The organism is Spirulina sp. CS-785/01 (assembly GCF_028330525.1).
GTDB lineage: Bacteria > Cyanobacteriota > Cyanobacteriia > Cyanobacteriales > Spirulinaceae > JAQMSD01.
The window spans coordinates 15942-39160 of record NZ_JAQMSD010000127.1 but is presented as its reverse complement, the minus strand read 5'-3'; the positions used below and the strand labels follow the sequence as shown (position 1 = coordinate 39160).

The 23219-nt window shown below is 43.6% G+C and carries 18 protein-coding genes; 3 read left to right on the top strand and 15 right to left on the bottom strand.

Going from position 1 to position 23219, the window contains the following annotated elements; all coding sequences use genetic code 11:
- Positions 1 to 32 precede the first annotated feature (32 nt).
- The 4 genes from PN462_RS08090 to PN462_RS08075 form a co-directional block, all read right to left on the bottom strand.
- Positions 33 to 1364, bottom strand: a complete 1332-nt coding sequence (locus PN462_RS08090) for a polysaccharide biosynthesis/export family protein (RefSeq protein ID WP_272127569.1) — start codon at positions 1362 to 1364, stop codon at positions 33 to 35.
- Complete coding sequence (locus tag PN462_RS08085; RefSeq protein WP_272127568.1) at positions 1336 to 2088, bottom strand: cyanoexosortase B system-associated protein; 753 nt, start codon at positions 2086 to 2088, stop codon at positions 1336 to 1338. Before PN462_RS08085 ends, PN462_RS08090 begins: the two co-directional genes overlap by 29 nt.
- Positions 2069 to 3121 carry a cyanoexosortase B gene (gene crtB, locus PN462_RS08080; RefSeq protein ID WP_272127567.1) on the bottom strand — a complete coding sequence of 351 codons (1053 nt, stop codon included), beginning with the start codon at positions 3119 to 3121 and terminating at the stop codon, positions 2069 to 2071. Before crtB ends, PN462_RS08085 begins: the two co-directional genes overlap by 20 nt.
- 128 nt (positions 3122 to 3249) lie before the next feature.
- Positions 3250 to 4398, bottom strand: a complete 1149-nt coding sequence (locus PN462_RS08075) for a DegT/DnrJ/EryC1/StrS family aminotransferase (protein WP_272127565.1) — start codon at positions 4396 to 4398, stop codon at positions 3250 to 3252.
- 392 nt (positions 4399 to 4790) lie between these two features.
- On the opposite strand from PN462_RS08075, the gene PN462_RS08070 reads away from it, so the two are divergent.
- Positions 4791 to 5759, top strand: coding sequence for a hypothetical protein (locus PN462_RS08070; RefSeq protein WP_272127564.1), 969 nt, complete (start codon positions 4791 to 4793; stop codon positions 5757 to 5759).
- Between the two features lie 299 nt (positions 5760 to 6058).
- The gene (locus tag PN462_RS08065; protein WP_272127563.1) at positions 6059 to 8074 is read left to right on the top strand and encodes a hypothetical protein; all 2016 of its coding nucleotides are present in this window, start codon (positions 6059 to 6061) and stop codon (positions 8072 to 8074) included.
- A 156-nt stretch (positions 8075 to 8230) separates the two neighbouring features.
- On the opposite strand, the gene PN462_RS08060 is transcribed toward PN462_RS08065, so the two are convergent.
- On the bottom strand, positions 8231 to 9358 hold the full coding sequence (locus PN462_RS08060) for a WG repeat-containing protein (RefSeq protein ID WP_272127562.1): 1128 nt from the start codon (positions 9356 to 9358) through the stop codon (positions 8231 to 8233).
- 155 nt (positions 9359 to 9513) lie between these two features.
- On the opposite strand from PN462_RS08060, the gene PN462_RS08055 reads away from it, so the two are divergent.
- On the top strand, positions 9514 to 10221 hold the full coding sequence (locus tag PN462_RS08055; protein ID WP_272127574.1) for an FHA domain-containing protein: 708 nt from the start codon (positions 9514 to 9516) through the stop codon (positions 10219 to 10221).
- Positions 10222 to 10286: 65 nt separating this feature from the next.
- Here PN462_RS08055 and PN462_RS08050 read toward each other — a convergent pair whose 3' ends face one another.
- The 10 genes from PN462_RS08050 to ftsH2 all read right to left on the bottom strand — a co-directional run bounded on the left by PN462_RS08050 (position 10287) and on the right by ftsH2 (position 22908).
- The gene (locus tag PN462_RS08050) at positions 10287 to 11195 is read right to left on the bottom strand and encodes an NAD-dependent epimerase/dehydratase family protein (protein ID WP_272127561.1); all 909 of its coding nucleotides are present in this window, start codon (positions 11193 to 11195) and stop codon (positions 10287 to 10289) included.
- Between the two features lie 12 nt (positions 11196 to 11207).
- Entirely contained in the window at positions 11208 to 11750 is a 543-nt protein-coding gene (gene rfbC / locus PN462_RS08045; protein ID WP_272127559.1) for a dTDP-4-dehydrorhamnose 3,5-epimerase, read from the bottom strand.
- Between the two features lie 5 nt (positions 11751 to 11755).
- The gene (locus PN462_RS08040; RefSeq protein ID WP_272127558.1) at positions 11756 to 12985 is read right to left on the bottom strand and encodes a class I SAM-dependent methyltransferase; all 1230 of its coding nucleotides are present in this window, start codon (positions 12983 to 12985) and stop codon (positions 11756 to 11758) included.
- Between the two features lie 77 nt (positions 12986 to 13062).
- A complete protein-coding gene (locus PN462_RS08035; protein WP_272127556.1) occupies positions 13063 to 14883 on the bottom strand; it encodes a glycosyltransferase family 2 protein in 1821 nt (606 codons plus the stop codon).
- An 82-nt stretch (positions 14884 to 14965) separates the two neighbouring features.
- Entirely contained in the window at positions 14966 to 15802 is an 837-nt protein-coding gene (locus tag PN462_RS08030; RefSeq protein WP_272127555.1) for an ABC transporter permease, read from the bottom strand.
- Positions 15803 to 15854: 52 nt separating this feature from the next.
- Positions 15855 to 16886 carry a sulfotransferase family protein gene (locus tag PN462_RS08025; RefSeq protein ID WP_272127554.1) on the bottom strand — a complete coding sequence of 344 codons (1032 nt, stop codon included), beginning with the start codon at positions 16884 to 16886 and terminating at the stop codon, positions 15855 to 15857.
- 55 nt (positions 16887 to 16941) lie between these two features.
- A complete protein-coding gene (locus PN462_RS08020; protein WP_272127553.1) occupies positions 16942 to 18336 on the bottom strand; it encodes an ABC transporter ATP-binding protein in 1395 nt (464 codons plus the stop codon).
- Positions 18337 to 19246: 910 nt separating this feature from the next.
- Complete coding sequence (locus PN462_RS08015) at positions 19247 to 19915, bottom strand: DUF2301 domain-containing membrane protein (RefSeq protein ID WP_272127552.1); 669 nt, start codon at positions 19913 to 19915, stop codon at positions 19247 to 19249.
- Between the two features lie 240 nt (positions 19916 to 20155).
- Positions 20156 to 20848 carry a hypothetical protein gene (locus tag PN462_RS08010; RefSeq protein WP_272127551.1) on the bottom strand — a complete coding sequence of 231 codons (693 nt, stop codon included), beginning with the start codon at positions 20846 to 20848 and terminating at the stop codon, positions 20156 to 20158.
- Positions 20849 to 21015: 167 nt separating this feature from the next.
- The gene (gene ftsH2, locus PN462_RS08005) at positions 21016 to 22908 is read right to left on the bottom strand and encodes an ATP-dependent zinc metalloprotease FtsH2 (protein WP_272127550.1); all 1893 of its coding nucleotides are present in this window, start codon (positions 22906 to 22908) and stop codon (positions 21016 to 21018) included.
- Positions 22909 to 23219 lie beyond the last annotated feature (311 nt).

The window sequence follows — 23219 nt, the reverse complement described above, 5'->3', positions numbered from 1 at the left end:
TACCTTTCTTAATTTAACACTCAAGCGACAACTTATTCCGTCGTTCCCCCTGGTCCAAACAAACTTTCGGCCCCTTGTTGCAACTGTTGGAAAAACAGTAAAAAGCCCAAAACATCCCGAAACGGTCGAGTAAAGATATTCAACGCATAACTCACCTTCGCAATCAAAGAACGTCCCACTACGATGACATCATTATGCTTCAACGGCACATCCTGACTCATATTCCCCATTAAGGCACTTTTCCCATCAATTTGCTGAGTCACAGGCCGGCCCTGTTCGGGATCAAAACGGATCAAGGCAATATTGCGTAAATTCGCCTCATCGGTATTAGGGGCAATTTGGGTCATGGCATCCAAAAAGCTACTGCCATTTTGCAACTGTAACGCACCCAACCCCCCTCCAGCATAATTCAACACCCGCACCGTAATCAATTCCCGCGACACATTGGACTGGGCCGCCAAAAACGTATCATAATCCCCTTCTTCCCCTATCTCTCGCTGGGTCACAATTACCGCATCTCCTCCCTGTAAGGGTAAATCCGGCAACGCTTCCCCTTGTTGTAACGGCCCCAATAAATCCAACTCCTGTTCAATCACCGTCCCATCCACCAGAGTCCGTCGCACCAACACCGATCGCAAATCGGCCTGTTGAGTTGTCCCCCCTCCTGCTAAAATCGCATCCACCGCATCGGCCCCAGGGGGCAACCCATAATACCCTGGTCGCACAATTTCCCCGGCCAAGGTAATCAAGGTGCTGCGTTGGCCCTGTAAAGAGACGATCAATTGGGGGTCTGTGCGTAAAAACCGGGAGGTCAATTCAAAGCGCACTTTCTCTTTGACTTCTGCAAGGGTTAACCCTTGGACATTTAATTGGCCCACCAACGGCACAGTAATATCGCCCTCTAAGTTCACTCGTGTACTCGTTTCAAATTCCGGGAAACGGGGGACGCGGATTATTAAACCATCCCCAATCCCTAAACGGTAGGGCTTAAATTGATTGGAGGGGGTATCCTCAAAGGAGTCCGGGGTATCCCCTAACGGTGGAATGGGGTCAGTGGGGGTAAAAATAAGCTCCTCATCCTCTGGTTTCGGGAAAAACTCATCCACCTCCTCCACTCTATCTTCCCAGTCCCTATCTTCCCAGTCCCTATCTTCCCAGTCCCTATCTTCCCAGTCCCTATCTTCCCAGTCCCAGTCCCCTGGGTTGTCCTCCATGGGGGGAATATCGGGAGTTGGAGGGATTTGACTGTAACTGAGAGAGACCAAAAAGCCCGCGTTACTGTATAACGCTAACGAGAGACTCAACACCATCATTCCCAAGGGACGAGTCTTTAACCTAGGACGATTCAGAGGCAGTAAAGACATTCTTCATCAAGCTGGTTTGAACAAACTTCGCTAATTCTGTGGCTAACGGTTTAGCTTCTTCAAGGGTACTACTGGGGTCAATGGGAATACGCAAACAGACCGCCACCCAAGGAACACGCTCATCCCTCAGTTGCGCTTTTTGATCCCGAATGAACCACTGTAGGGAGGAATGATGCCCCCCGGTATCCCAAGCATACCATTGCACCACCACCACCGTTTGTCGCCTAGCAAAAACCGGGTTTTCCGGGTCACGGGCTAAGAAATACCGTGCTTGGACGGGGGCGGTTTGGTCTTGGGTTTCGACGGTAAATTCTAGGGTTTCACGGGTGTCAATATTCCATTTAAAAAACCCATCAATATCCACCCATTCTACATAGGGTTGGGTTTTCGGACCATTTTGGGGCAAGAGAAACAGTAAAGCGGGCCGTTGGTCGGGATGGGTGAGATTTTGGATTGACCATTGATGGCCGCCAATGCGTCCCACCACTTGATCTGCCGTTTCCCATTCCGGAATGGGAATGCCCTCCTCTCGAATTTGGCGAATTTGGCCTAAGTTATCCACAGGGGGGAGTTTCTGCCAACTCTCCCCAAGGTAACTGGGAATAGCCCCAAGGAGAAAGAGAACCAATAAGACTAGGATCACCACCAGTTTCGCTTTAGCCCCCCGGCCTTTACCGATCAGTTGGCCAAAGGAAAATTTTTTGTTAGTCTCTGTCTGGGTCATGGGTTTGGTCGTGGTTGTGATTGTCCTGAGAATCCTCGGAGGTCTTTTCTGGGGGGGGTTCTGGGGTTTTGCTCTCCGGGGTGGGTTTTGTTCCCCCTCCGAAGATATTTAAGGGCAGCGCAAACATGGCCCCGTAGTCGAGAATGCCTATTCCGTTGCCTGTTTTCCGATATTGATCCACTCGTTCGAGGACATCGAGCCACAGGACAATTAACAGTAACATTCCCAAGGAGATTAAATCACCCCCTGTGCCTTCATGGACAAATTCAAAGGCGGGATCGAAGCCCATGCCGTAGAGATAGGTGAGAATGGTATTGCGGAAGATATTGACGGTGACACTGATGATGATGGCCCCCAAGAAAAGGAAGAGGGTTTTTTTCAGCGATCGCCAGAGTCCCGTCCAATGTAACAGCAGGGCGGCCACATATAAACTGGTAAAGAGCATTTTTAACCCCGCACAGTAGGGGGCTACCTCCACTAACCGTCCCCCCACAGAGAGATAGATTTCCTCTACTACAATATCAGTCATGCCGAAGTAGTACAGGATGAACCCGGCGGTAGTGGCAATGAATTTTTGTAGGGGTAAGGTATAGACGGTGAGGAGATAGGGGACCGCATTGGGGGTGGCAAAAAAGACAAACCCTAACGGAAAGGCGTTGAGTTTTAACCCCGGTCCTCCTTTCAACCAAAGACAAATCCCTGTTAAGACGATGGGAAAGGAGAGATTGACCAATTCTACGGTGTCGGAGAGGTAAAAGGCGACCCCTAACCCCAGTAACACCGCCCCTAGGGGGTGAGAGCGATCTTCAAGGCGTTGCCACTTGTGACGGTTGGTCCAGACAATATAAGCGGCGTAAGGAATGCCGATGAGGCCGTGACTAAAGTATTCATGTTCAATGCTAATGGTTTTATTAATCCAGCCGTCCACCCAATGGAGAAGGAGGGGGACATATAACAGGGCTAGAAATAGGATGATTAAACCATTGAGCCAGTGACGCTCAAGGAATGCTGGAAATTTAGATTGGCTTTGCATAACCCTAGCAGGACGCGGTTTCTTTTTTTATTTATAGTGCTGGTTTCTGAGGAAAAAATGAACCGTTGATCAAAATTTCTGGTCAATGCACCCTATTCTACTGTATCCGCCCTTGGCGCAAGACGCATTTAGGCGCGAAGGGACTGGGCATCAGCGAGAATTTCTTTTAAGGTATCGACTACCCTGGTGACTTGGGCTTCACTGAGTCCAGGATACATGGGGAGGGAGAGGATTTCCCGACAGAGGGCTTCGGCTTGGGGGAAGTCTCCTTCTTGGTAACCGAGGTGATGATAGGCGGGTTGGAGGTGACAGGGGATGGGGTAGTGGATGCCTGTACTAATGCCGCGATCGCTCAATTGTGCTTGAATTTCATCCCGGTTTAATGGGCAAGACGGCTCGATTCGTACAATATACAGGTGGTAAATATGTCCCGTGCCGCTTTGGTTTTCTAGGGGGGTAATTCCGGAGTCGGCTAGGGGGTTGAGGGCTTTGTCGTATTGGGCGGCGGCTTGGTTGCGGGATAAATTCCAGTCTTGCAGGTGGGGGAGTTTGACCTTTAACACTGCCGCTTGTAGGGTGTCTAAACGGCTATTGGTGCCTAATTCCGTATGGACGTATTTTTGGGCTGCCCCGTAGTTACGATAACAGCGTATTTTATGGGCGATGTCTTCGCTGTCGGTGAGGACAATGCCCCCATTACCAAAGGCCCCTAGGTTTTTACTGGGGTAAAAACTATAGGCCGCTGCTTTCCCCACGGCCCCTGCCGTATAACCCTCCCGGTGGGCCAGATGGGCCTGGGCTGCATCTTCAAAAATTGTTAAATGATGGGCTTGGGCAAAGTCCAGTAAGGCTTGGGGCGGGACCATTTGCCCGTAGAGGTGGACAGGGAGAATGGCCTTGGTTTTGGGGGTGATGGCTTGTTGCGCGGCTTCTAGGTCAATGAGGGCGGTTTTGGGGTCGCAATCCACTAAAATGGGGGTAACTCCGCTATGAAGCGCACCAATGACGGTGGCAATGAAAGTGTTAGCGGGGATTAGCACTTCATCCCCAGGACCGAGGCCACAGGCTTGTAGGCCAAGCGCGATCGCATCCGTCCCCGATCCTACCCCGATTCCGTATTGTACCCCGGTCAGTTGGGCAAATTGTTGCTCAAAGTCCCGGACATCTTGCCCCAGAATAAAGTCCCCCCGGGCCACCACATCGAGTAAAGACTGTTTAATCTCGTCGAGAAGCGGTTCATGTTGGAGGGAGAGGTCAACAAAGGGAATATTAGTCATGAATCCTTCAAAATACGGTCGTCTTTCTCCATGCTACTCCCTTCCCTCGGTGAATTTCCCCTAGGGAGACCAGAGCTAAGATTCAGCCAATGTTGAGGGGGTACTGTTATAGTTGAAGTAGAGGGAAAAAAGCCAATGCCTTGTCATTCGGGATGATTCATCCTGAATTCCCTGATCTGGGTCATTTATTTTGGGGTCCTATGGTGAAGTCGAGTCCTTGCTGGGGAGTTGTGGTTAGAGGGATGGCTTACCCTGTAAAAAGAATATTGATCTATCAATAATTGGGGAGTCCTCTGCTTAGACCTAAACCCGAACATCTATCAACCCAAACACCCGTACATATCGTCTTAGCCCTTCTCATCTCAATTTTTGCTCGCTTACGTTAAGCTAATATGTTTTCTCAATTTCTTCCCGTTCAACCGGTCCAAACTCAAACCACAGAACAACCCCCAGCCCCCCCTCTTGTGGTTCAAGCCGCCATTCCGGGGCAAATTTGGATGTACACTACCGCCGCCCTCTTTTTAGCTTTAGTAGGTGGAGGGGTGTATGTGAAATTGAAAATTTATGACAAGTTACAGAAAGAACTGAAGTTAGAAAAATTTAAAGCCCAAGATTTACAAAAACGGCTCAAACTGGCGTTAAAAACCATTCAGAAGATGGAGGCCAACCCGGACTTAATTCACTCGCGGGAGTTTAACTTGGACTATCTCCGCTTGCGGATGGATGAGGAGGTGTTTCACTATGCCATTGTTAATCAAATTAAAATACGGGTCAAACAGTTAATTAGTGTGGCGTTACGTCCTAATACCGCCACTCACCAAGTCGGGGTAGCGGCCACCAGTGGCCGTCAAGTGGATGAAACCTTTGATGTCACCTATGAGACGGAAAACCAAGGGAAACGGGTGAAACGGGTGTTATTCCGCATTCAAATTAAGTTAACCAAATTACCCACTCAGTCCACGTCTTCTACTATTACCCAGATTATTGAATGTATTGAAAAATTCCTCAGTCCCAATGCAGATCATGATACTTGGCAACCGACGATTCAGGGACGAGTAGCGTTGATGGACTGGGACCAAAAGGCGAAACCAACCCCGTTACTGGTGTTAGAACAATCGGGAGATGGTGCCAATGTGAGTTTCCGTGTCAACCCCAACAAACGAGCAGGGGCAACCCCCCAAGAGATGGGGAATAATATGGCCGCCAAACCCGGTAAAACCAGCAAGAGTCGCTCTGGCAGCAGATCCAGTAGTCGGTCTGGAAGCAAGTCTAGCAGTCGGTCTAGTTCCCGCAGTGGCAGCAGCAAGCGTGTTCCTTCGGGTAGTTCTAAACGCAGTGGTTCGAGCAGTCGTAAGCGGTAAGGGGTCATCCATCCGTGACTAATGTTATGATTCTTAAAATATTCTGATCCAATTCTCAAAGAAAAACATTTATCTTATTGTGAGAAAGGATCTTCGCCTCTGGCGACGGGATGACTGGAACTTAGCACTTAAAGGTTTGTGCTAAATGTGCTAGTTTAAAACCAGGAAATCTTGTCACAGCAAGTGGTGTCGTTGAATGAAGAACCTCCAGATTCGTACCGAATCCCTCGCGGGGCGCGAGGGAGGATGTCAAGAGGAAATCTACGGAAATCAACTCCCGCAAAGGACAGAAAGGACAGATGCGTAAAACCCCCAATGAGATGAGCCGTGAGGAGAGAGTCCAGTCAGGCTATACAGGTAATCTTCATCGAGTCCGTACCTCGTCCCATCCCCGCACCTCACCAAACCGCGTGTCTCGTGATGCAAGGGAGGGAGAAAGGCTCACTCAGACTCATTCCCGTTACCCCCCTATTCCCCCGTCGTCTGATCCCAACCCGTCACCGAAACGCCCTTGGTACTGGCGTTGGCAGTTTTGGGCGGCGTTGATTGTGCTGTTTTCGGGGACTTCTGGGTTGATCGCAACGGCATTATTATTGAAACTTCCGGCGGTTCCCAATTGTCCCACCACCCATTGGCCAACAGCGAGTGCGTCGATGCGGTTATATTGCGCTCAGTTGGCGGCCAATAAGCAAACCCAAGGGAATTTGTTACAGGCCATTCAGTTGGTGCAAGATTTGCCGGAGGATCACCCTTTACAGGCCGAGGTGGCTCGGTATTTGGAGGCTTGGGTGTCTGATCTGTTGGCGTTGGGGGAGGAAAAGTTTCAAAATGGGGAGATTAAGGAAGCGATCGCCTTAGCTGAGGAGATTAGCGATCGCTTCGAGAAAGAAAATAATGTCATTGCTCAACAAATCACTGAGTGGCGGAATATTTGGGCGAGGGGAGAGGAAATTGAGGCGCAGATCGCTACCCATATGAAAAAGGGGGATTGGGGGGCGGCCTTTCAAGCGTCGGCTCGTTTAACCCAGTTAGAAAACCGCTATTGGTCCACAACGCGCTATGACCAAATTCATCAACGGTTAACCCTGGCTCGCCAAGAAAGTCGTAAGCTCGATGAGGCTTATGCCCAACTGGAGAAGGGGAATATTGATGACATTCTTCAGGGGATTGAATTGGCCGAACAAATTGCCCCCGAAAGTAATGCCTACCCGGAAGCCCAGGACTTAATCCAAAAGGCAGGCGATCGGATGGTGACGATGGCTCTACGGGAGATGGAGCAAGGGGCGTGGCAAGAGGCCATTTATATTGCTAATCAAATTCCCAATAGTTTGGGCCATACGGAGAAGGTGAAGGATATTAACCAATTGGCCAATGCGGTATCGACGGCTAGTTCTGGATCACAGATTAATCTAGAGGATGCGATCGCCATGGCCCGTAATCTCGATCCCAGTCGCCCCCTCTATCATAATGCCCAAAAATTAATTGTCCGGTGGCAATCAGAACTCCAAGGGGCGGCTCGGTTGGCCCGGGCGGCTCGATATGCGCGAGAAGGGACGATTCAGGGGCTAAATGCGGCCATTGCCCAAGCCAAGATGGTATCTTCCTCTAACCCCCGTTACCCCCAAGCCAGAGAACAAATTCAAGACTGGACAAGACAATTACAAACCCTTGAAGATCGTCCCTATTTAGAGCGAGCTACCCGTTTGGCCCGTAATGGCGATGTGTCGGGGTATCAGCAAGCAGTCCGCCAAGCCAATCAAATTGATCCTAACCGCCCCCTCTATCAAGAAGCCCAACGGCGGATTCAACAATGGGAGGGGAATATTCAGGAGAATCAAGATCAGCCTAGGTTAGATCGGGCGATCGCTTTGGCTAATAATGGTAACTACCAAGAAGCCTTGGCTGAAGCTGGCCAAATTGATTCTAATAGCCCGGTGTATCGACAAGCGCAAAACCGGATGTCCCAGTGGCAAGCGGAATTAGATGCCCGACAAGCTCTGACTCAGGCGTATCAAACCGCCGATTCCGGCAACCCCCAAGCCCTCCGATCAGCCATTATTTCTGCCCGACAAATTGCCGATAATACCCAAATTGTCCCCCAACGAGACGAGGCCATCCGTCAATGGAGTTATCAAATCCTCCAACAAGCTCAAGGCCGGGCGCAATTTAGTATTCGAGAGGCCATTACCATTGCCCAAGCTATCCCTCCCAATACCCCCGCTTATAATGCGGCACAACAACAAATTACGGCTTGGGAAAAAATGTTACCTGTAGCCCCCAATGAGTCCCAAACTTCCTTCCCAGAGCAATTCTAGCTCCCCTCTGACAGTTAAGGCCAACCCATCACGGACATGGGGAAGAAACCTGTCGGGAGAAACCGGGTTTCTGTGTTCAATGAACCTGTTTAGTCAAAAAGCTGGATAGAAACCCGGTTTCTAATCTCTTTTAATTATCTATTATCCATTAAAAAATCACCGACTCAGCGGCCAAACAAACTCCCCCACCGAATTAATATACCCAATCTGACGATCAATTTCGACCTGAGCTAACCCATCTTGAAACGCCTTTGCACCATCAAACTGAGGCGGAATAATCATTTCACCAGAGGAATTAATAAACCCCACCTGCTGTCCGACTTTCACCTGAGCAAACCCTTCCGAAAAGTCCCAAGCGGCCTCAAATTGCGGCACAATAACCACCTCTCCCGTCGTATCCACATAACCCCATTTTCCCTCTAATTGTACCGCCGCCAGTCCTTGAGAAAAATCACTCCCCTGCTCAAACTGAGGAGAGATCACCCTTTCCCCTTGAGCATTAATATAGCCTACCTTTTCCCCTTCTTTCACCACTGCTAATCCCTCCGAGAAGTCTCCCCCCCAAGTAAACTGGGGAGGAATAACCACCTCTCCTGCGGTATTGATATACCCCCACTTTTCCCCCTTCTGCACCGCCGCTAAACCTTCCTGAAAGGGTAAAATACGCTCAAACTGGGGAGATATGACCCATTCTCCAACGCGGTTAGTTAATCCCCATTGTCCCCCCTCCTGCACCGGGACAGTCCCCTCTGTGGTAAAATCCCCAGCATCTTGGTATTGGGGGGGAATCTCCATTTCCCCCAACTTGTTAATAAACCCCCATTTCCCCTCTACCTGCACTGCGGCCAACCGTTGGGAAAAATCCCGCACTGCCGCAAACTGTAAAGGAATAGCAATTTTTCCCCAACGGTTGACAAATCCCCATTTTTGTGCATAGTTTACCTGTGCTAAACCGTCATGAAACTCCCCAATATGCTCAAACCGGGGTTCAAGGATAATTTCCCCCCGACGGTTAATGAGTCCTCCTTTCCCGTCCACAGAAATAACGGCCACTCCATCGGAAAATCGCCTTGCTCCCCATGTAAAGGTAAATTGAGGAGGAATTCTAATCGTTCCTGTGGGGTCTATATAGCCTAACTGACCTTCTTTTACAATGGGGAATAAGGGAGGAACGGGAGTGGTGTCCACCTGCGCGGTGACTTGCGGTGAAAGGGAGAAACTCTCGTAGGAAATGAGACTAAGGGTGAGAACTGTCAAGGGGAGGAGCAATCTGGGGTAGAGCATGATGTTACAATTCAATGAACTTAGGGGAAGATGACTTCCTAAGACGTTCATTGTATTCAATTTTCTGGGAATTAGTCTGATATTGTTCCTGTCCTCTATTCCTCTCTTAGTATTAGTTTGATGTGCGACCCATAAAATAAGTGGAATTCAAAGTGATGGAACTGCAAGAAAAACTCGGTTTATATCAGGTGTTTGTTAAGTTATATCAACATAATCAGGGGTTATTGAATGAAATTCTACAACTGGAGCAGTCCCCGGATTTTACCTTTAATCGAGTTCCCTATCGTTATAAGTATATTCTGGGGGTGATTGAACACCAAAATATTTATTTAATTACTAATTTATTGTCTCAAGGGACTGGGAAGCTCTTTCAAGGTCAGAATATTTGGACAATTGGCCGGGGACAAAAAGTTTCTATTTCCCTGCAAGATCACTATTTGTCTCGTTATCATGCTGCTTTGCAGTATGTCCGCGAACAGGGGTTTTATTTGTACGATTTGGAGAGTAAGAATGGGACTTATGTGAATCAAGAGCCGATGCGCGATCGCATTTTATTACAAGACGGCGATCGGGTGCGCATGGGGAGTGTTATTTTCTCTTTTTTCCTCTGTCATTGGGAATACCAAGCTAGTCAAGAAGTCCCCAGAGAGATTCTAGCCAAGCTAGAACAGCCCCTTCTCCCCATTTCCGGAGAAGCCGTCGATGACCCCCCAGAACGAACTACTGACCTCTTTTTACCTGATCAACAAGTTGAAGCTCCCCTCGCCTCCAGCGAATCCGTAGAGTTATCCCCAACCTTACGAGCCGCCATTCTAGATCGTTTTTTTAACCGCGATCGGTCTTCGTCTCAGGAGGAGGATTAATCTTGAATCTACTAAAGACAACTCAATCCTATGTTAATCAAACTAAGCACATTTTTTTCTTAGGGCTATTGCTGCAATTGTCTCCACCAATTGATAGTTAAATCTAAACCTTCAAGTAAAGAAGTTTTTGGACGAAAATTGACTTCTTCAATTAAACGTTTTGTATTAGCTACAAGAAGAGGAGACTCATTAGGACGAGATGCAATAGCTCCTAATTGTATTAATGATTTACTCCCTAGTAAATCACCAATTTTCTCTACTACTTCTTTGATTGCAATAGGCTGTCCAGAACCAATATTGACTGACCCCTGTACCTCACTATCCAGCAAAGCAACAAAGGCATCAGCAACATCTTCAACATATAAGAAATCTCGGATTTGATTCCCGTGAGTACAATAGGCAAACTCACCGTTTAATAATGAGTTAATAGTAGAAGGAATTAATTTTTGTTGAGGTTCATGAGGGCCATATAAGAAAAAAATACGTCCCCAAGCAAGACTAATATTTTTTTCTTTACAATACTGTTCTAGAATGACTCGAAGACTATTTTTACAAGTGCCATAAAGTGTATTAGGTAACTGAGGTGTAAGATACTCGGAACAATATCCATAAGACCAGTCATATTCTGCACAAGTACCCGCACATACAATCCTTTGACCTCCAGACTTTACAAAGTTTTGTACTAAATTAATACTGACTTGAACCCAGTTGAGGTTCTCAGAAGATGACCAGTATTTTTGGGGTACAGTATACCAAGCAAAATGCAACAAGTGCGAAAAAGAAAAACTTTGGAAAAGTTGAATTTGCTGTTGAACGTTTTGTAGATCGCAATAATGAAGAGTTACTTCAGAAGGAAACTGCTGACCAGTCTTGTTTCGAGTGACTACATGAACATCATAGCCTTTGTCTAGCAATTTACGTAATGTATAATGTCCTACAAAACCACTTCCTCCAGTGACTAACACGGTTTTCATAGTAGAAAGAATTTAATAAAGATTTTCAGGTATAAAATTAGGATAACTATTATCTTTGGATGAAATGCAGGTTACAGGCAGTGGCCAGACTATAGAAAAAGCATTATCATTCCAACGCACTCCCGATGCGTATTCAGGAGCATAACGTTCACCCATTTGGTAAAATACTTGACTATTATCTTCTAAAGTTTGAAAACCATGAGCAAAACCATCCGGAATGTAAATACTTCGATAACTTCTAGAATCTAGCTCCATTCCAAACCATTGACAATATGTAGGTGAATTGTAGCGTAAATCGATAATCACATCATATATAGAACCTTGATCACAACGAACTAATTTAGGTTCTGGTTTTGGTTTTCTTTGAAAGTGCATTCCTCGAACTGTTCCTTTTTTTAAATTAAAGGAAATATTACATTGTACTATGCAGGGATTTAAACCATTTTGTTCAAATTCATCCCAACAATAGCTACGAGCGAAAAAACCTCGCTCATCTTTTTTAAAGTCTAGATCAACAATATAAGCACCTTTTAAGGGAATCTCTTGAAAAAGCATTGCAATTAATAAACTTTAATTTCAGGAATAGGTACAACAAACTTTCCTCCCCAGTCTCGAATATAAGAAATTTGCTGCATAATTTCTTGTGTTAAATTCCAAGGCAGAATCATAACATAATCAGGTTTAACTGCTTTAATTTGATCCGGATGCTTAATAAGAATATGAGTTCCGGGTAAGTACAATCCTTGTTTATAAGGACTACGATCTACAGTAAAGTCGATGAAATCAGATCGAATTCCGCAGTAGTTCAAAAGAGTATTTCCTTTGGCTGGAGCACCATAAGCAACAATTGACTTCCCTTCGCGTTTTACTTGAATTAAAAATTCTAATATTGAGCGTTTCGTTTCTTTGACTTGTTCTTGAAAAAAATGATAAGATTTCAAGTCTTGAATTTTATACTTTTCTTCTACTTTCTTTAAATTTTCAAAACGAGTAGTTTTGTGTTTTGTATTATCTTCAATATGACTAGCATAAATCCTCAAAGAACCACCATGAGTGGATAATTGTTCTACATCAAAAATTTTGAGTTGATGATGTAAAAAGATGGTTTCTACTGTAGTTAATGAAAAATAAGAAAAATGCTCATGGTAAATTGTATCAAACTGATTTTTTTGCATTAAGTTCAGTAAATGAGGAAATTCAATAGTAATAACTCCTGTAGATTTTAAAATTACTTTCATTCCCTTGATAAAATCATTTAAATCAGGAACATGAGCCATTACATTATTCGCGATCAGAAGATCAGCTTTATAGCCATCTTTTTCTAAGTCTTTTGCTATTTTTTCACCAAAAAATTTAACTATTGTAGGTATACCTTTATCTGTTGCAATCTGAGCTACATTAGCGGCTGGCTCTACTCCTAAAACTTCAATATTTTTTTTCTTAAAATATTGTAATAAATAACCATCATTACTAGCAAGTTCAATCACCTGACTCTGAGAATCTAAATTTAATTGCTTAATCGCTTGTTCTACATACTCTTGACAATGCTTCAACCAACTATCCGAGAAGGAAGAAAAGTAGGCGTAATTACTAAAAATTTCTTCCGGACTTTCTAATTCATCAAGTTGAACTAAATAACAGTTGTTGCAGACATAAGCCCGCAAAGGGTAAAATTTTTCCGCACCTTGAATGTCTTCTGGTTTTAAATACGCATTTGCTAGTGGCGACATTCCTAAATCCGCGAAAACTTCTTCTAGCTTGGTTTTACAAAATCTACATTGTCCAGTCATTGATTTTAATTACTCCTAACTTTCTTAATTTGTGATAAAAATAAAAAAGACTAAACTCCTTCTTTCCATAAATTTGCTCATGTCTTCAAATCAATAGAGAAATAGGCATCATTTGATAAGTTAACATTATAATAAGGATCTCCTCCAAGAGATTGAAAATATTGTCCCCATCGTTGATTGAGTTTATTCCATTCCTCTGGAGCTACGCTTTTTTCCTTACTGACTGATTCATAATGATATAATTTTGCATAAGGTGTAACTATGTTTCGATAACCAGCCTTATGAGCATTTAAGCATAAATTTACGTCGTTATAGTGTAACGGAAATTCTTCATCAAACCCTCCTAACTCTATATATAAGCTACGACGCATCATTAAACAAGCACCTGTAACAGCGAAATAGTTACGGTTAACCATATTAGACAAGAAATAACCCGGGTGGTTGGCATCCAATCCATAAAAAACATGACCCGGATTACCTCCTAATATAGCAACTCCGGAATGTTGTATGGTGTGATTTGGGAATAATAGTTTTGCTCCTACAGCACCAATTTCTTCTTGTTGAGCAAATTCGAGCATTGATTCAATCCAATCTGGTGTAATAACTTCTGTATCATCATTCAGCAGAATGACAAACTCACCTTGAGCATGCTGTACTCCTAAATTAATTCTCATGGAAAGGTTGAAAGGTTTATCACAACGAACTAATTTAACATTAGAGGCAGTTATTTTTTCTAGAGTAGCATCAGGAACGTTATAACCATCAACCACAACAAATTCAAAGTTTTTATATGTACTTTTTTGATTAATACTATTAATACAATTTTCTAAAAGCTGTAAATATCCTTTAGGAGTTTCTATTGTTTTTCCTGCACTTGGAATAACAATACTGACTAAATTGTTAGGGTCAAATTTTCGTCTAACTCGAAAAAATCCAGGAAAAGAGCTATCTTCTAAAAAACCTGGATATGTACTACGTTGAATCATGGCTTCTAGAGATTTTCGAGCTGATTGATAAGCCCAAGGTTTTGCTTTTTCACCTGATGCTGCCGAAGAAGGGATAGTTCTCCAGTGATATAAAACACGAGGAATATGATAAATTTTTGAGGTATTTTCTACTACTCTCAGAACAAGGTCATAATCTTGCGCTCCATCATATTCACTACGAAAACCACCAATTAAATCGATTAACTGTTTTCTATATACACCTAAATGACAGGTGTACATACAAGCATGAAAATAGTCGGGAGACCAATCTGGTTTAAAGAAGGGATCAGTCCTAATCCCTTGAATATTTATTTTATCTTCATCACTGTAAATAAAATCAGCATCAGGATGCTCGTTGATTAATTTAGCATTGTGATATAAAGCGTCAATTGTGATTTCATCATCATGATCTAGAAGAGCAATATAATCTCCTGTTGCAATTGCTAGTGCTGAGTTGCTAGCAGCAGATATATTACCATTGGTTTCTCGAAAAACTATTTTAATACGAGAATCTATTTGACTATAATGTTCCAACAGTGGACGAATATGAGGTGAAGGTGAAGCGTCATCAGCAATACAGAGTTCCCAATGGGGATATATCTGATTTTTAACTGAGTCTATAGCTTTTTTTAACAATTGAGTTTCCACATTATATACAGGCATAATAATGGAAAATTTAGGGAGATTATGCCAACTTTCAATGTCTTGCCGATAGACTTCAAGATCAGATTCCTTCAAAGAGTTTTTCTCTAGCCATATTTGGTATTTTTGGTGATTGTCAAGGTTAATGGTGTCTGTTTTGAAGCGAGACAGAAAGCGTTGATAAAGAAAAACGGTAGCTCCGTATACTCCCTGTTCTTTGACAACAGATTTGAGCTTTTGAAGTTTGTGGGGTAGGTTATTTCCGTTCATTTAAAGATTTTTACTTCAGTGTTTCTTACTATTGTTTCATTGAAGACTCTAAGAATCCGGAGACAATATTATATTGTCTAATCTATAACACATCAGCAAAGGCGGGACGTAAACGCTGATAAACCCATAGTCCTAAAGAAAACACTAGGCATGATATCACAAAAGTAATCCCCCATTCTTGCCAATGGTTGATTTCACCGACTAAAACAATGTCTCGATAGATCTGCGCGATCGCAGCTATAGGATTCAAGCGCAACACCCAATCTCGAAACTGGACTGGAATAACCTCAGCAGGATACACAATGGGGGTTAAGTAAAACCAAAGATTCAGCAAAACCCCCAAGGTTTGGGGAATATCTCGCAGAAACACTGTGAGGGCTGCGGTTAAGTATCCTAATCCTGCAGTAAATAAGACTTGTATTATCCAGACTAGAGGAAGTAAAGCTAAAGTTACAGGAAGAGTTTTGGAGGACATTGCTACTAATATAATTAAAGCCGCTAACCCAAAAGCACTTTCTATTAAGCTAGATAAGACTGGAACAAGAGGTAATAGTGAAAGAGGAAACACCACTTTTTTTACTAGATTCGTTTGTGCAATAACAGAAGTAGCTGCTTGGGTTAACCCTGTAATAAAGGCAATCCAAGGTAAAAGACCTGCAAATAGCCATAATCCAAAGGTAATATCAGTATTGCTGGACACCCCCTTTAAGTCTAGTTTTACTTGTAAGATGATGGAGAAAACATAAGTATAGATCAGTAGCTGAGAAAGTTGATTGAGGAGAGGCCAAAGATTGCCAAAAACTGAACCTTTATATCTAGCTTCTAAATCTCGTCGCACGAGTGATCGCAATAAACTAAACTGCGATCGCCAGTGTTGAGTGACTAGAAAATTGGGTTTTTCTAGATTTTTCTGATCCATTAGCTTTTTGAAAACTTTGACCAATTGCTTTTTCCTCAAAAATTAATCTTGTTCATGTCTTATTTTTTTGGTTTCCTTGAAAAAAAACGGAGAAAAAACTTAATTTTTTCTTTAAGAAAAACCACAGTTCTCTAAGCTGCCAAAATTTACTGCTCTCCATCCCTCTAATTATAGCTTGACATTGCAATAATTCACTATGTAATTGTGCCTGAGTTTCCTGCAATTGTGCTTGAGTTTCCTGCAATTGTGTTTGACTATTTTTGTAAGCGTATTCTATCCTTCTTTTATCTGACCAATCTTGTAACACCCATTTTTTGTAGAGTGATATATCACCAGTTTCAACTAATGAAGAAGATTCATTTTTAGTCAACACCTCAATGTTTTCTCCTATCTCTTTTTCGAGTGTACAATACAGGTCAAAAACTTCTGGAAAATAAAGCTTTACTAAAGTGGGACGATGAGTATTTTTAACTGAACGATTCAGTAAAGAACTTTCATATACATTCTCTTTTAATTCAAGCTGAAGATTAAAATGTTGATTAATTTTTGAGATCAAGTTATTTGGGTTTTGGATTATTTTATCGAGTTTTAATAACAAACTTTTTTTAGAATTCTTTCTAAAAAAGTTTAATATAATTCTATTATAATTATACCAAGTGTGAATAGCAAAGTTAGGATTTTTGATAAAAGTTATATCTCCTCTACGATATAACGAATCAACAACTTCCCAAGGAGAACGATAGATGAACAAAAATTTTGCATCTGGTATTAAACTTTCCCAAAAATCTAAAAACAGCGTAGTTCTAGGGTCTTTCCATCCCCAAATCGGTGGAACATTGTACTTTTCAATTAATGCTTTAGCATCTGCAACAAACTGTTCAGGAACTATAATTTTATTTTCAGTAGTCCATCCATCCGGACTTAACCCGATTGAAAACAATACATTTCGATGAAATTCATAAAAATCTATGTTCTCAAAATGTCCCTTTACATTGCCATGCTTAATCTCTAAAAAATTTGTACCTAAATTAACACCAGAATTTTGTAAAAGAGACGCTGTTAACGAAGTACCAGAACGGTGCATTCCCGTTATTATTAGCTTATTTGTTATTAGTTGATTTTCTCCCATCTTAAAAAAATTACACTTCTATAAATTGATTCAGTTGAGTAATATTTTGTTCAACTTGAAAATCTACAATCCCTGTTTCTAAGAGACTATCTTCTGGTTGTATTCTAAACATGGCAGCATCTAAACACCGATCTAAAAATGTTTCACCTTCTCCTATAGAACCCGTTACACCTGCATTGAGAAAATAGACATTAGGTTGTAAGGACGAACGGAATTTAAAGGCTACCTGAATTACTTGGTCAGGATAAACCACATCTATCGCATGATCTAAATCATGAGAAACTGCTCCTCCTAATTCTAAGCCAGTTAAGGTTTTGAGCATCATTCCGAAACGTACATTATAAACCTGTTTAGAGAATTTGACTTGATATTTATAAATGTACGTTTGACCACGGCGAATTACATTAACTTTTCTATTTTGTAATGTGGTTAAGTGAGGGTTTTCGATTTTTGCTCCATTGGATTCATAGTTAGATGTCGTTTTAGGAATGAGAGTCGGATCATAAAAGTCTTGGGAATAGTCAATAGTCTCTTGAGTTCCATTGTTTTCTTCAAGGGTCAATGTTGTAGAACGGGTTTTCCCATTCTGGTTAACTTTACCCTTCAAGGAGCTAACTTTACCATTTCTCTTGGCGGATAAGAGTTCATTACAAATGGCTTGTTGTCGATGGAGGGGGGCGTAAATTAACCTTTGATATTGGGACACGACTTCTTTGGGTGAACCGGATAAAATTAAGTTGCCTTGATTGAGTAAGATGGCATGATTACATAACTCTACAACTAAAGGTGCAGCGTGGGAAACAAAAAAGATTGTTCCTCCTCTTTCTTGAATGGCTCTCAGTTTACCGAAGCATTGACGCTGGAAGGCTTCGTCACCGACGGCTAAAGCTTCATCAACAACGAGAATATCCGGTTCTACGTTGATGGCGACGGCGAAGGCTAATCGGACGAACATCCCGCTAGAATAGGTTTTCACGGGTTGGTCGATAAAGCTGCCAATGTCGGCAAATTTGGCAATATCGTCAAATTTAGCTTCAATCTCCTGCCGAGTCAATCCCAAGAGGCGACCATTGAAAAAAACGTTCTGCCGACCTGTAAATTCTGGGTTGAAGCCGCTTCCCAGTTCTAGGAGTGCGGATACTCGGCCATTCACTTGAACTGTTCCAGAGGTGGCGGTGAGTGTTCCGGCGATAATTTGCAGTAAGGTGCTTTTTCCTGAGCCATTCCGTCCCACGACTCCTACGGTTTGACCTCGGAGGACTTCTAGGTCAATATTTTGTAAAGCCCAGAAAAGCTCGGCGCGGCTTTTTCCAGGAAATAATAGCTCTTTGAGGCGATCAACAGGGCGATGATAGCGTTTAAAGCATTTGGAGATATTTTTTAAGGAAATGACAACTTCACTCATTCATCTAGTTTAGTGGGTCGGCTCACGGCTGAGGAATAGCTCTATTTTAGAGTTGTGAGGAATGTGTCGCTCAATCGGGGTTAGGGGCGACTATTATCTGAGACCGATTCTAAAATACATTAGTTTCGCAAAATTTTCCTCGAGTTCAGAATGGAGTCGTTGGTTTTTAGGTGTGACCTGACCCCTAGGGTGATGAGTGAGTCTGTGAGTGAGGTTGAGGGGTGTCCCCAGATGGGGGCTTTGTAGCCGGAGTGCTTCGTGTACTCCTTAGATAGAGGATGACATTAGTGGGGGTGAATGTAAAGAGGTTGGGGAGATTTTCGGGAGATTTGGAGGGGAGGAGGGGAAGTATAAGCCTTGGGTTTAAACCCAAGGCTAAGAGCTTAAACCCGTTAAAAACGGGTTGAGTGACCAAAAAGACTATTAAACACTCCCAAGATGCTGGCTTAGAGCTTACTAGGAACGGATGAATCATATTGAATGCTTATATTAAATATGGTTAATTATTAACATAACCGAACTATAGGGGCAACTCATGAATTGGCCCTATGCCAAAAATCTGCAATCGTAAGCATTCAGCTATCAGTTGTCAGCCGCGACTCTTAAAACACTTACCTCGCTCGTTGGTTGGTCGAAAAGACTAGGACTCAGTGCCATAAAGTTCCTACTCTAATTAGGGTCTGCTGAAAAAGTGTTCATTTGCTGGTGAGGTAAGGGAACAGGGAACAGGGAACAGGGAAATTTAAGAATGGGCTTTTTTTTCCGAGATTTTTCCCCAATTGAGAGCAAAATTTGACCTTTTTGGCTTTTCAAAATCCTCACGGGCCCTGATTAGGCGAGAATTTTAGAGTTATTCAGCAAGCCCTAATTAATACAAAAATATTTAATTTGAACTCAAGGCAAACGGAGATTATCCTGTAATCTTGCCACCTTGTTTTAAATGCTCAAACACAGATTTATCACCAATATCATCCGGAATGGGTTGAAAGAGTTTACGCAGCGCGAAAATTAAAAATAAGGCACTCCATCCCCCTAAAACCATCCGTTCCACTTCCAAGGGTAAAATATTTACTAAATGCCCTACCAAAAGCATTGGCACAAGGGGAGTTAAAATTTTTGTTTCGAGACGATTAAAACAAAAGGCTTCTTTAAAGAAAATTCCGGTTAACGCAGCAAATAGAAAGCCCACCCCAAACAACGTTAAAGGATTATTGTACACATAAAGTGCGAAGGGTTGAGGACTAGCATAGGCGAAAACTAGAGAGGTTACTATCCCAACTAACCAAAAAATTTGTAGGAGACGATGAAGGGGAATGAGATAAATGTGAATAGTGAGTAAACTCACCCCTAGTCCTACACAAAAGAGGGTATAACAAACGTTAATCCCAGATAAAATTGATTCATTGGCCCCTTGCCAAAGCAGAAGCATTGTGCCTAGAGCAAAACTTAATGCTGCGATCGCCATTCCACCTCGATAGATTTTCACTTCTTGGCGATCGCTCTCTGTAATCGTAAATTCACCGAATTGTCCTTGATAGACAGGAGCGTCCGGTTGATTGCTCGGAGAAGTTGTCACCATAATCTTTTTACTGGGTCTAATGTATCTGGAGTTATTTCCCTATTTTATCTAAAATATCTCAATATTTACTACAAAGCCAGACGACCCCCCTTTGTAAGCTCTCTTTTATATGTAGCTTAATTATCCGTATTTTCTATGATGACTCTAGATGCGCTAATGCTTGTTGATAAAGGGTTTCAGCCTTTTGTCTTTTATTTTTAGCCTGATCTTCAGCCTTGATAGACTTTTAATGTAAATTTGTTAGCACCACACCCGCAGCATCTCATTCCCTCCCCGTTGAAACTCATAGGCCACAGGTTGAATAGTCCACTGATACTGCTGTTGTGTTAACCAGTCTAGAATGGGATCAAGATGGCGCGATCGCTCCCCCGTAAAATTCTCAACTAACGGGAAAATACGAACCTCTTGAGCAACCCGACCTAGTTCAACAATTGCCTTTTGATGGAAATCGAAATCAAACTGTTCAGAATAAGTAAACAATAAATGAGCGCATAACGCCAAATCAAACGTAGCATCAGAAAACGGTAACTCCGGCAGACTCGAAGTCATATAACGACCCTCCGCCAACCCTTGAGGCAGATCAGCCAAAAACTGCCGCATCGCTGCCAGTCGCACCTCTCCCAACTGTTCTGGGGTTTCCACCTCCTGCCAGACGAAACGCTCAAAATTCCGCTTTAACCCCTCTAAAATCACCGGATAAGTGGCTTTAATGCGACCGTCTAGGTCATCCACCGTAAACTGATAAATGGGATCACAAGACACCACAGACCGACCCAAGCGAGTCATTTCCCCATTGAAACTCGACGGCCCCCCCGCACAGTCCAAGATTTTCCCTTGAAACTCTGACTCACCCAAATTAAACATTTCACAGTAGTTCTGCAACGACCGTCCCCACGGCACTACATTTTCTAACTTAAACGGAACTTGGCTCATTTTCTTTTGTTATTTGTTCTTGGTTTTTTGTTCTTCTCCATCTTCCCCATCTCCCCCATCTCCTCCATCTCCTCCATCTCCCCCATCTCCGTTCAACCCCAACCCCCACACAAAAAACAAGGGGATAAACCCCTTGCTTATAGATTAGGCAGTTGAACCTAAGTTAATTAGTCTTTCAACTGGGGAACATAACTTTCTTTTTCCGGAATATCCGTGTATTCCGCCACAATTTGCCGGAATTCTTCCCCATCAATGGTTTCTTTCTCAATGAGGAGTTCCACCAAACGGTCTACCACAACCCGGTTTTCCCGAATCAGCTTCCGCGCCAACTGATGACCGTGTTCAGCAATGATGCGAACCTGTTCGTCAATTTTGGTGGCAATTTCATCGGAATACTCAGAACGGTTCATTAAGCCATTGCCTAAGAACACTTCTCCGGTTTGGTCTTCTAAGGAAATGGGGCCTAAATCACTCATCCCCAAGCGTGTCACCATTTGCCGGGCCATAGCGGTGACTTGTTGCAAGTCTCCTCCTGCTCCGGTGGTGACTTCGGCATGACCAAAGACTTCTTCTTCTGCGGCCCGGCCTCCCATTGCTCCGGCAATGCGGGCAATAAGCTGCGATCGCGTGGTTAAGCCCTGTTCTTCATCCGGCGTAAACCACGTTAACCCCCGTGCTTGGCCCCGTGGGATCAGCGTCACTTTCTGTACCGGATCATGCTCTTTAACCAAAGTCCCCACCAAAGCGTGTCCTACTTCGTGATAGGCAATGAGACGTTTCGTCTTACTATCCACCAAGGGAGTCCCTTCCATCCCGGCCACAACCCGGTCAACCGCATCATCAATTTCAGCCATTGTCACCGCTTCTTTCCGTCGCCGGGCGGTTAGAATGGCTGCTTCGTTGAGGAGGTTGGCTAAGTCCGCACCGCTAAAACCAGGAGTCCGACGGGCGATCGCCTCTAACGAAACCCCCATGTCGATTTTCTTGTTACGAGCGTGAACTTCTAAAATCTTCAGACGACCTTTGAGATCAGGCGCATCCACCATCACCTGTCGGTCAAACCGTCCAGGCCGTAACAACGCCATATCCAACACATCGGGACGGTTGGTGGCCGCAATGATAATAATTCCGGTATTCCCTTCAAAACCGTCCATTTCGGTCAGTAACTGGTTGAGGGTTTGTTCCCGTTCATCATTACCCCCGCCAATACCTGCACCCCGTTGGCGACCTACAGCGTCGATCTCATCAATAAAGATTAAACAGGGAGCATTTTCTTTGGCTTTCTTAAACAAGTCACGGACACGGGACGCACCCACCCCAACAAACATTTCCACGAATTCAGACCCGGAAATGCTGAAGAACGGTACACCCGCTTCACCCGCGATCGCTTTTGCTAATAAAGTTTTACCCGTTCCGGGTTGTCCGACCAGTAAAGCCCCTTTAGGAATCCGCGCACCTACCGCCGTAAAGCGTTCAGGCTGTTTCAGGAACGTCACCACCTCTTGGAGTTCCCCTTTCGCTTCATCAATTCCAGCGACATCATCAAACATCACCCCAGTTTTCGCTTCCATCTGGAAACGAGCCTTGGATTTGCCGAAATTCATCGCTTGTCCGGGGCCACCCGGCATATTGCTGGAGCGACGGAACAAGAAAAACAGTGAACCGATCAACAACAGAGGAAAGATTAAATTGCCCAAAAAGCCCCAAATCGCCCCATCATTCCGGACGGGATGGGATTCAATCGTTACGCCTTCTTTCCGTAACTTGGTAATTAATTCAGGGGAATTCGCCGGAAGATCAACCCGTAGCGTTTGCATCCGACCATCCAATTGAGGGTCAATGGCTTTAACAATGGCAGTGCGGCCTCCCTCATACAGGTCAACACTACTAATGCGATGTTCTTCTAAATAGTCCAGAAAACGACCATAGGTCATGCGGGTGTTAGCCGCATTGTTGCCTAGGTCGCCATTCCCTGACGAAAACGCCCCTTGCCAAAGAAAAAAGCCAATGACTAGGGCGGGTAAGGTCCAGAGTAAAATAACTCGCCAAGATAATTTCATATCAAAAATTTCTCTCTAATCCAGTGGGTGATGCAATTTCAGCCGCCGCTTGGGGACTAGGGGGAATCTTATAAAAAGCGAATGAATGTGTTTAAGCAAACTTTCTCCTTACAGAATCAGGACTGAAATTGCAAAGCTATCTTAACTAAATTTAACGTAATTCTCAGTTTTCCGGCAAGATTCCGTGAACAAAGAACAAAGAACCAACAAAAAACACACCTGTTTTGAGTTCAGCAGGAAAGCCAAAGCCAAAACAGGTGCATTTCAGGGCGAGAGAGGGAAAAATCCCCCTAGTCGCCATTTTGTTGAAT

Coding starts and splice junctions, on each gene's coding strand:
- ftsH2 (WP_272127550.1), bottom strand. CDS start 22,908: ATGAAATTATCTTGGCGAGTTATTTTACTCTGGACCTTACCCGCCCTA.
- PN462_RS08025 (WP_272127554.1), bottom strand. CDS start 16,886: ATGCACCGTTCTGGTACTTCGTTAACAGCGTCTCTTTTACAAAATTCT.
- PN462_RS08090 (WP_272127569.1), bottom strand. CDS start 1,364: ATGTCTTTACTGCCTCTGAATCGTCCTAGGTTAAAGACTCGTCCCTTG.
- PN462_RS08040 (WP_272127558.1), bottom strand. CDS start 12,985: ATGACTGGACAATGTAGATTTTGTAAAACCAAGCTAGAAGAAGTTTTC.
- PN462_RS08030 (WP_272127555.1), bottom strand. CDS start 15,802: ATGGATCAGAAAAATCTAGAAAAACCCAATTTTCTAGTCACTCAACAC.
- PN462_RS08065 (WP_272127563.1), top strand. CDS start 6,059: ATGCGTAAAACCCCCAATGAGATGAGCCGTGAGGAGAGAGTCCAGTCA.
- PN462_RS08070 (WP_272127564.1), top strand. CDS start 4,791: ATGTTTTCTCAATTTCTTCCCGTTCAACCGGTCCAAACTCAAACCACA.
- PN462_RS08085 (WP_272127568.1), bottom strand. CDS start 2,088: ATGACCCAGACAGAGACTAACAAAAAATTTTCCTTTGGCCAACTGATC.
- PN462_RS08060 (WP_272127562.1), bottom strand. CDS start 9,358: ATGCTCTACCCCAGATTGCTCCTCCCCTTGACAGTTCTCACCCTTAGT.
- PN462_RS08020 (WP_272127553.1), bottom strand. CDS start 18,336: ATGAGTGAAGTTGTCATTTCCTTAAAAAATATCTCCAAATGCTTTAAA.
- PN462_RS08050 (WP_272127561.1), bottom strand. CDS start 11,195: ATGAAAACCGTGTTAGTCACTGGAGGAAGTGGTTTTGTAGGACATTAT.
- PN462_RS08010 (WP_272127551.1), bottom strand. CDS start 20,848: ATGAGCCAAGTTCCGTTTAAGTTAGAAAATGTAGTGCCGTGGGGACGG.
- rfbC (WP_272127559.1), bottom strand. CDS start 11,750: ATGCTTTTTCAAGAGATTCCCTTAAAAGGTGCTTATATTGTTGATCTA.
- PN462_RS08055 (WP_272127574.1), top strand. CDS start 9,514: ATGGAACTGCAAGAAAAACTCGGTTTATATCAGGTGTTTGTTAAGTTA.
- PN462_RS08035 (WP_272127556.1), bottom strand. CDS start 14,883: ATGAACGGAAATAACCTACCCCACAAACTTCAAAAGCTCAAATCTGTT.
- PN462_RS08075 (WP_272127565.1), bottom strand. CDS start 4,398: ATGACTAATATTCCCTTTGTTGACCTCTCCCTCCAACATGAACCGCTT.
- crtB (WP_272127567.1), bottom strand. CDS start 3,121: ATGCAAAGCCAATCTAAATTTCCAGCATTCCTTGAGCGTCACTGGCTC.
- PN462_RS08015 (WP_272127552.1), bottom strand. CDS start 19,915: ATGGTGACAACTTCTCCGAGCAATCAACCGGACGCTCCTGTCTATCAA.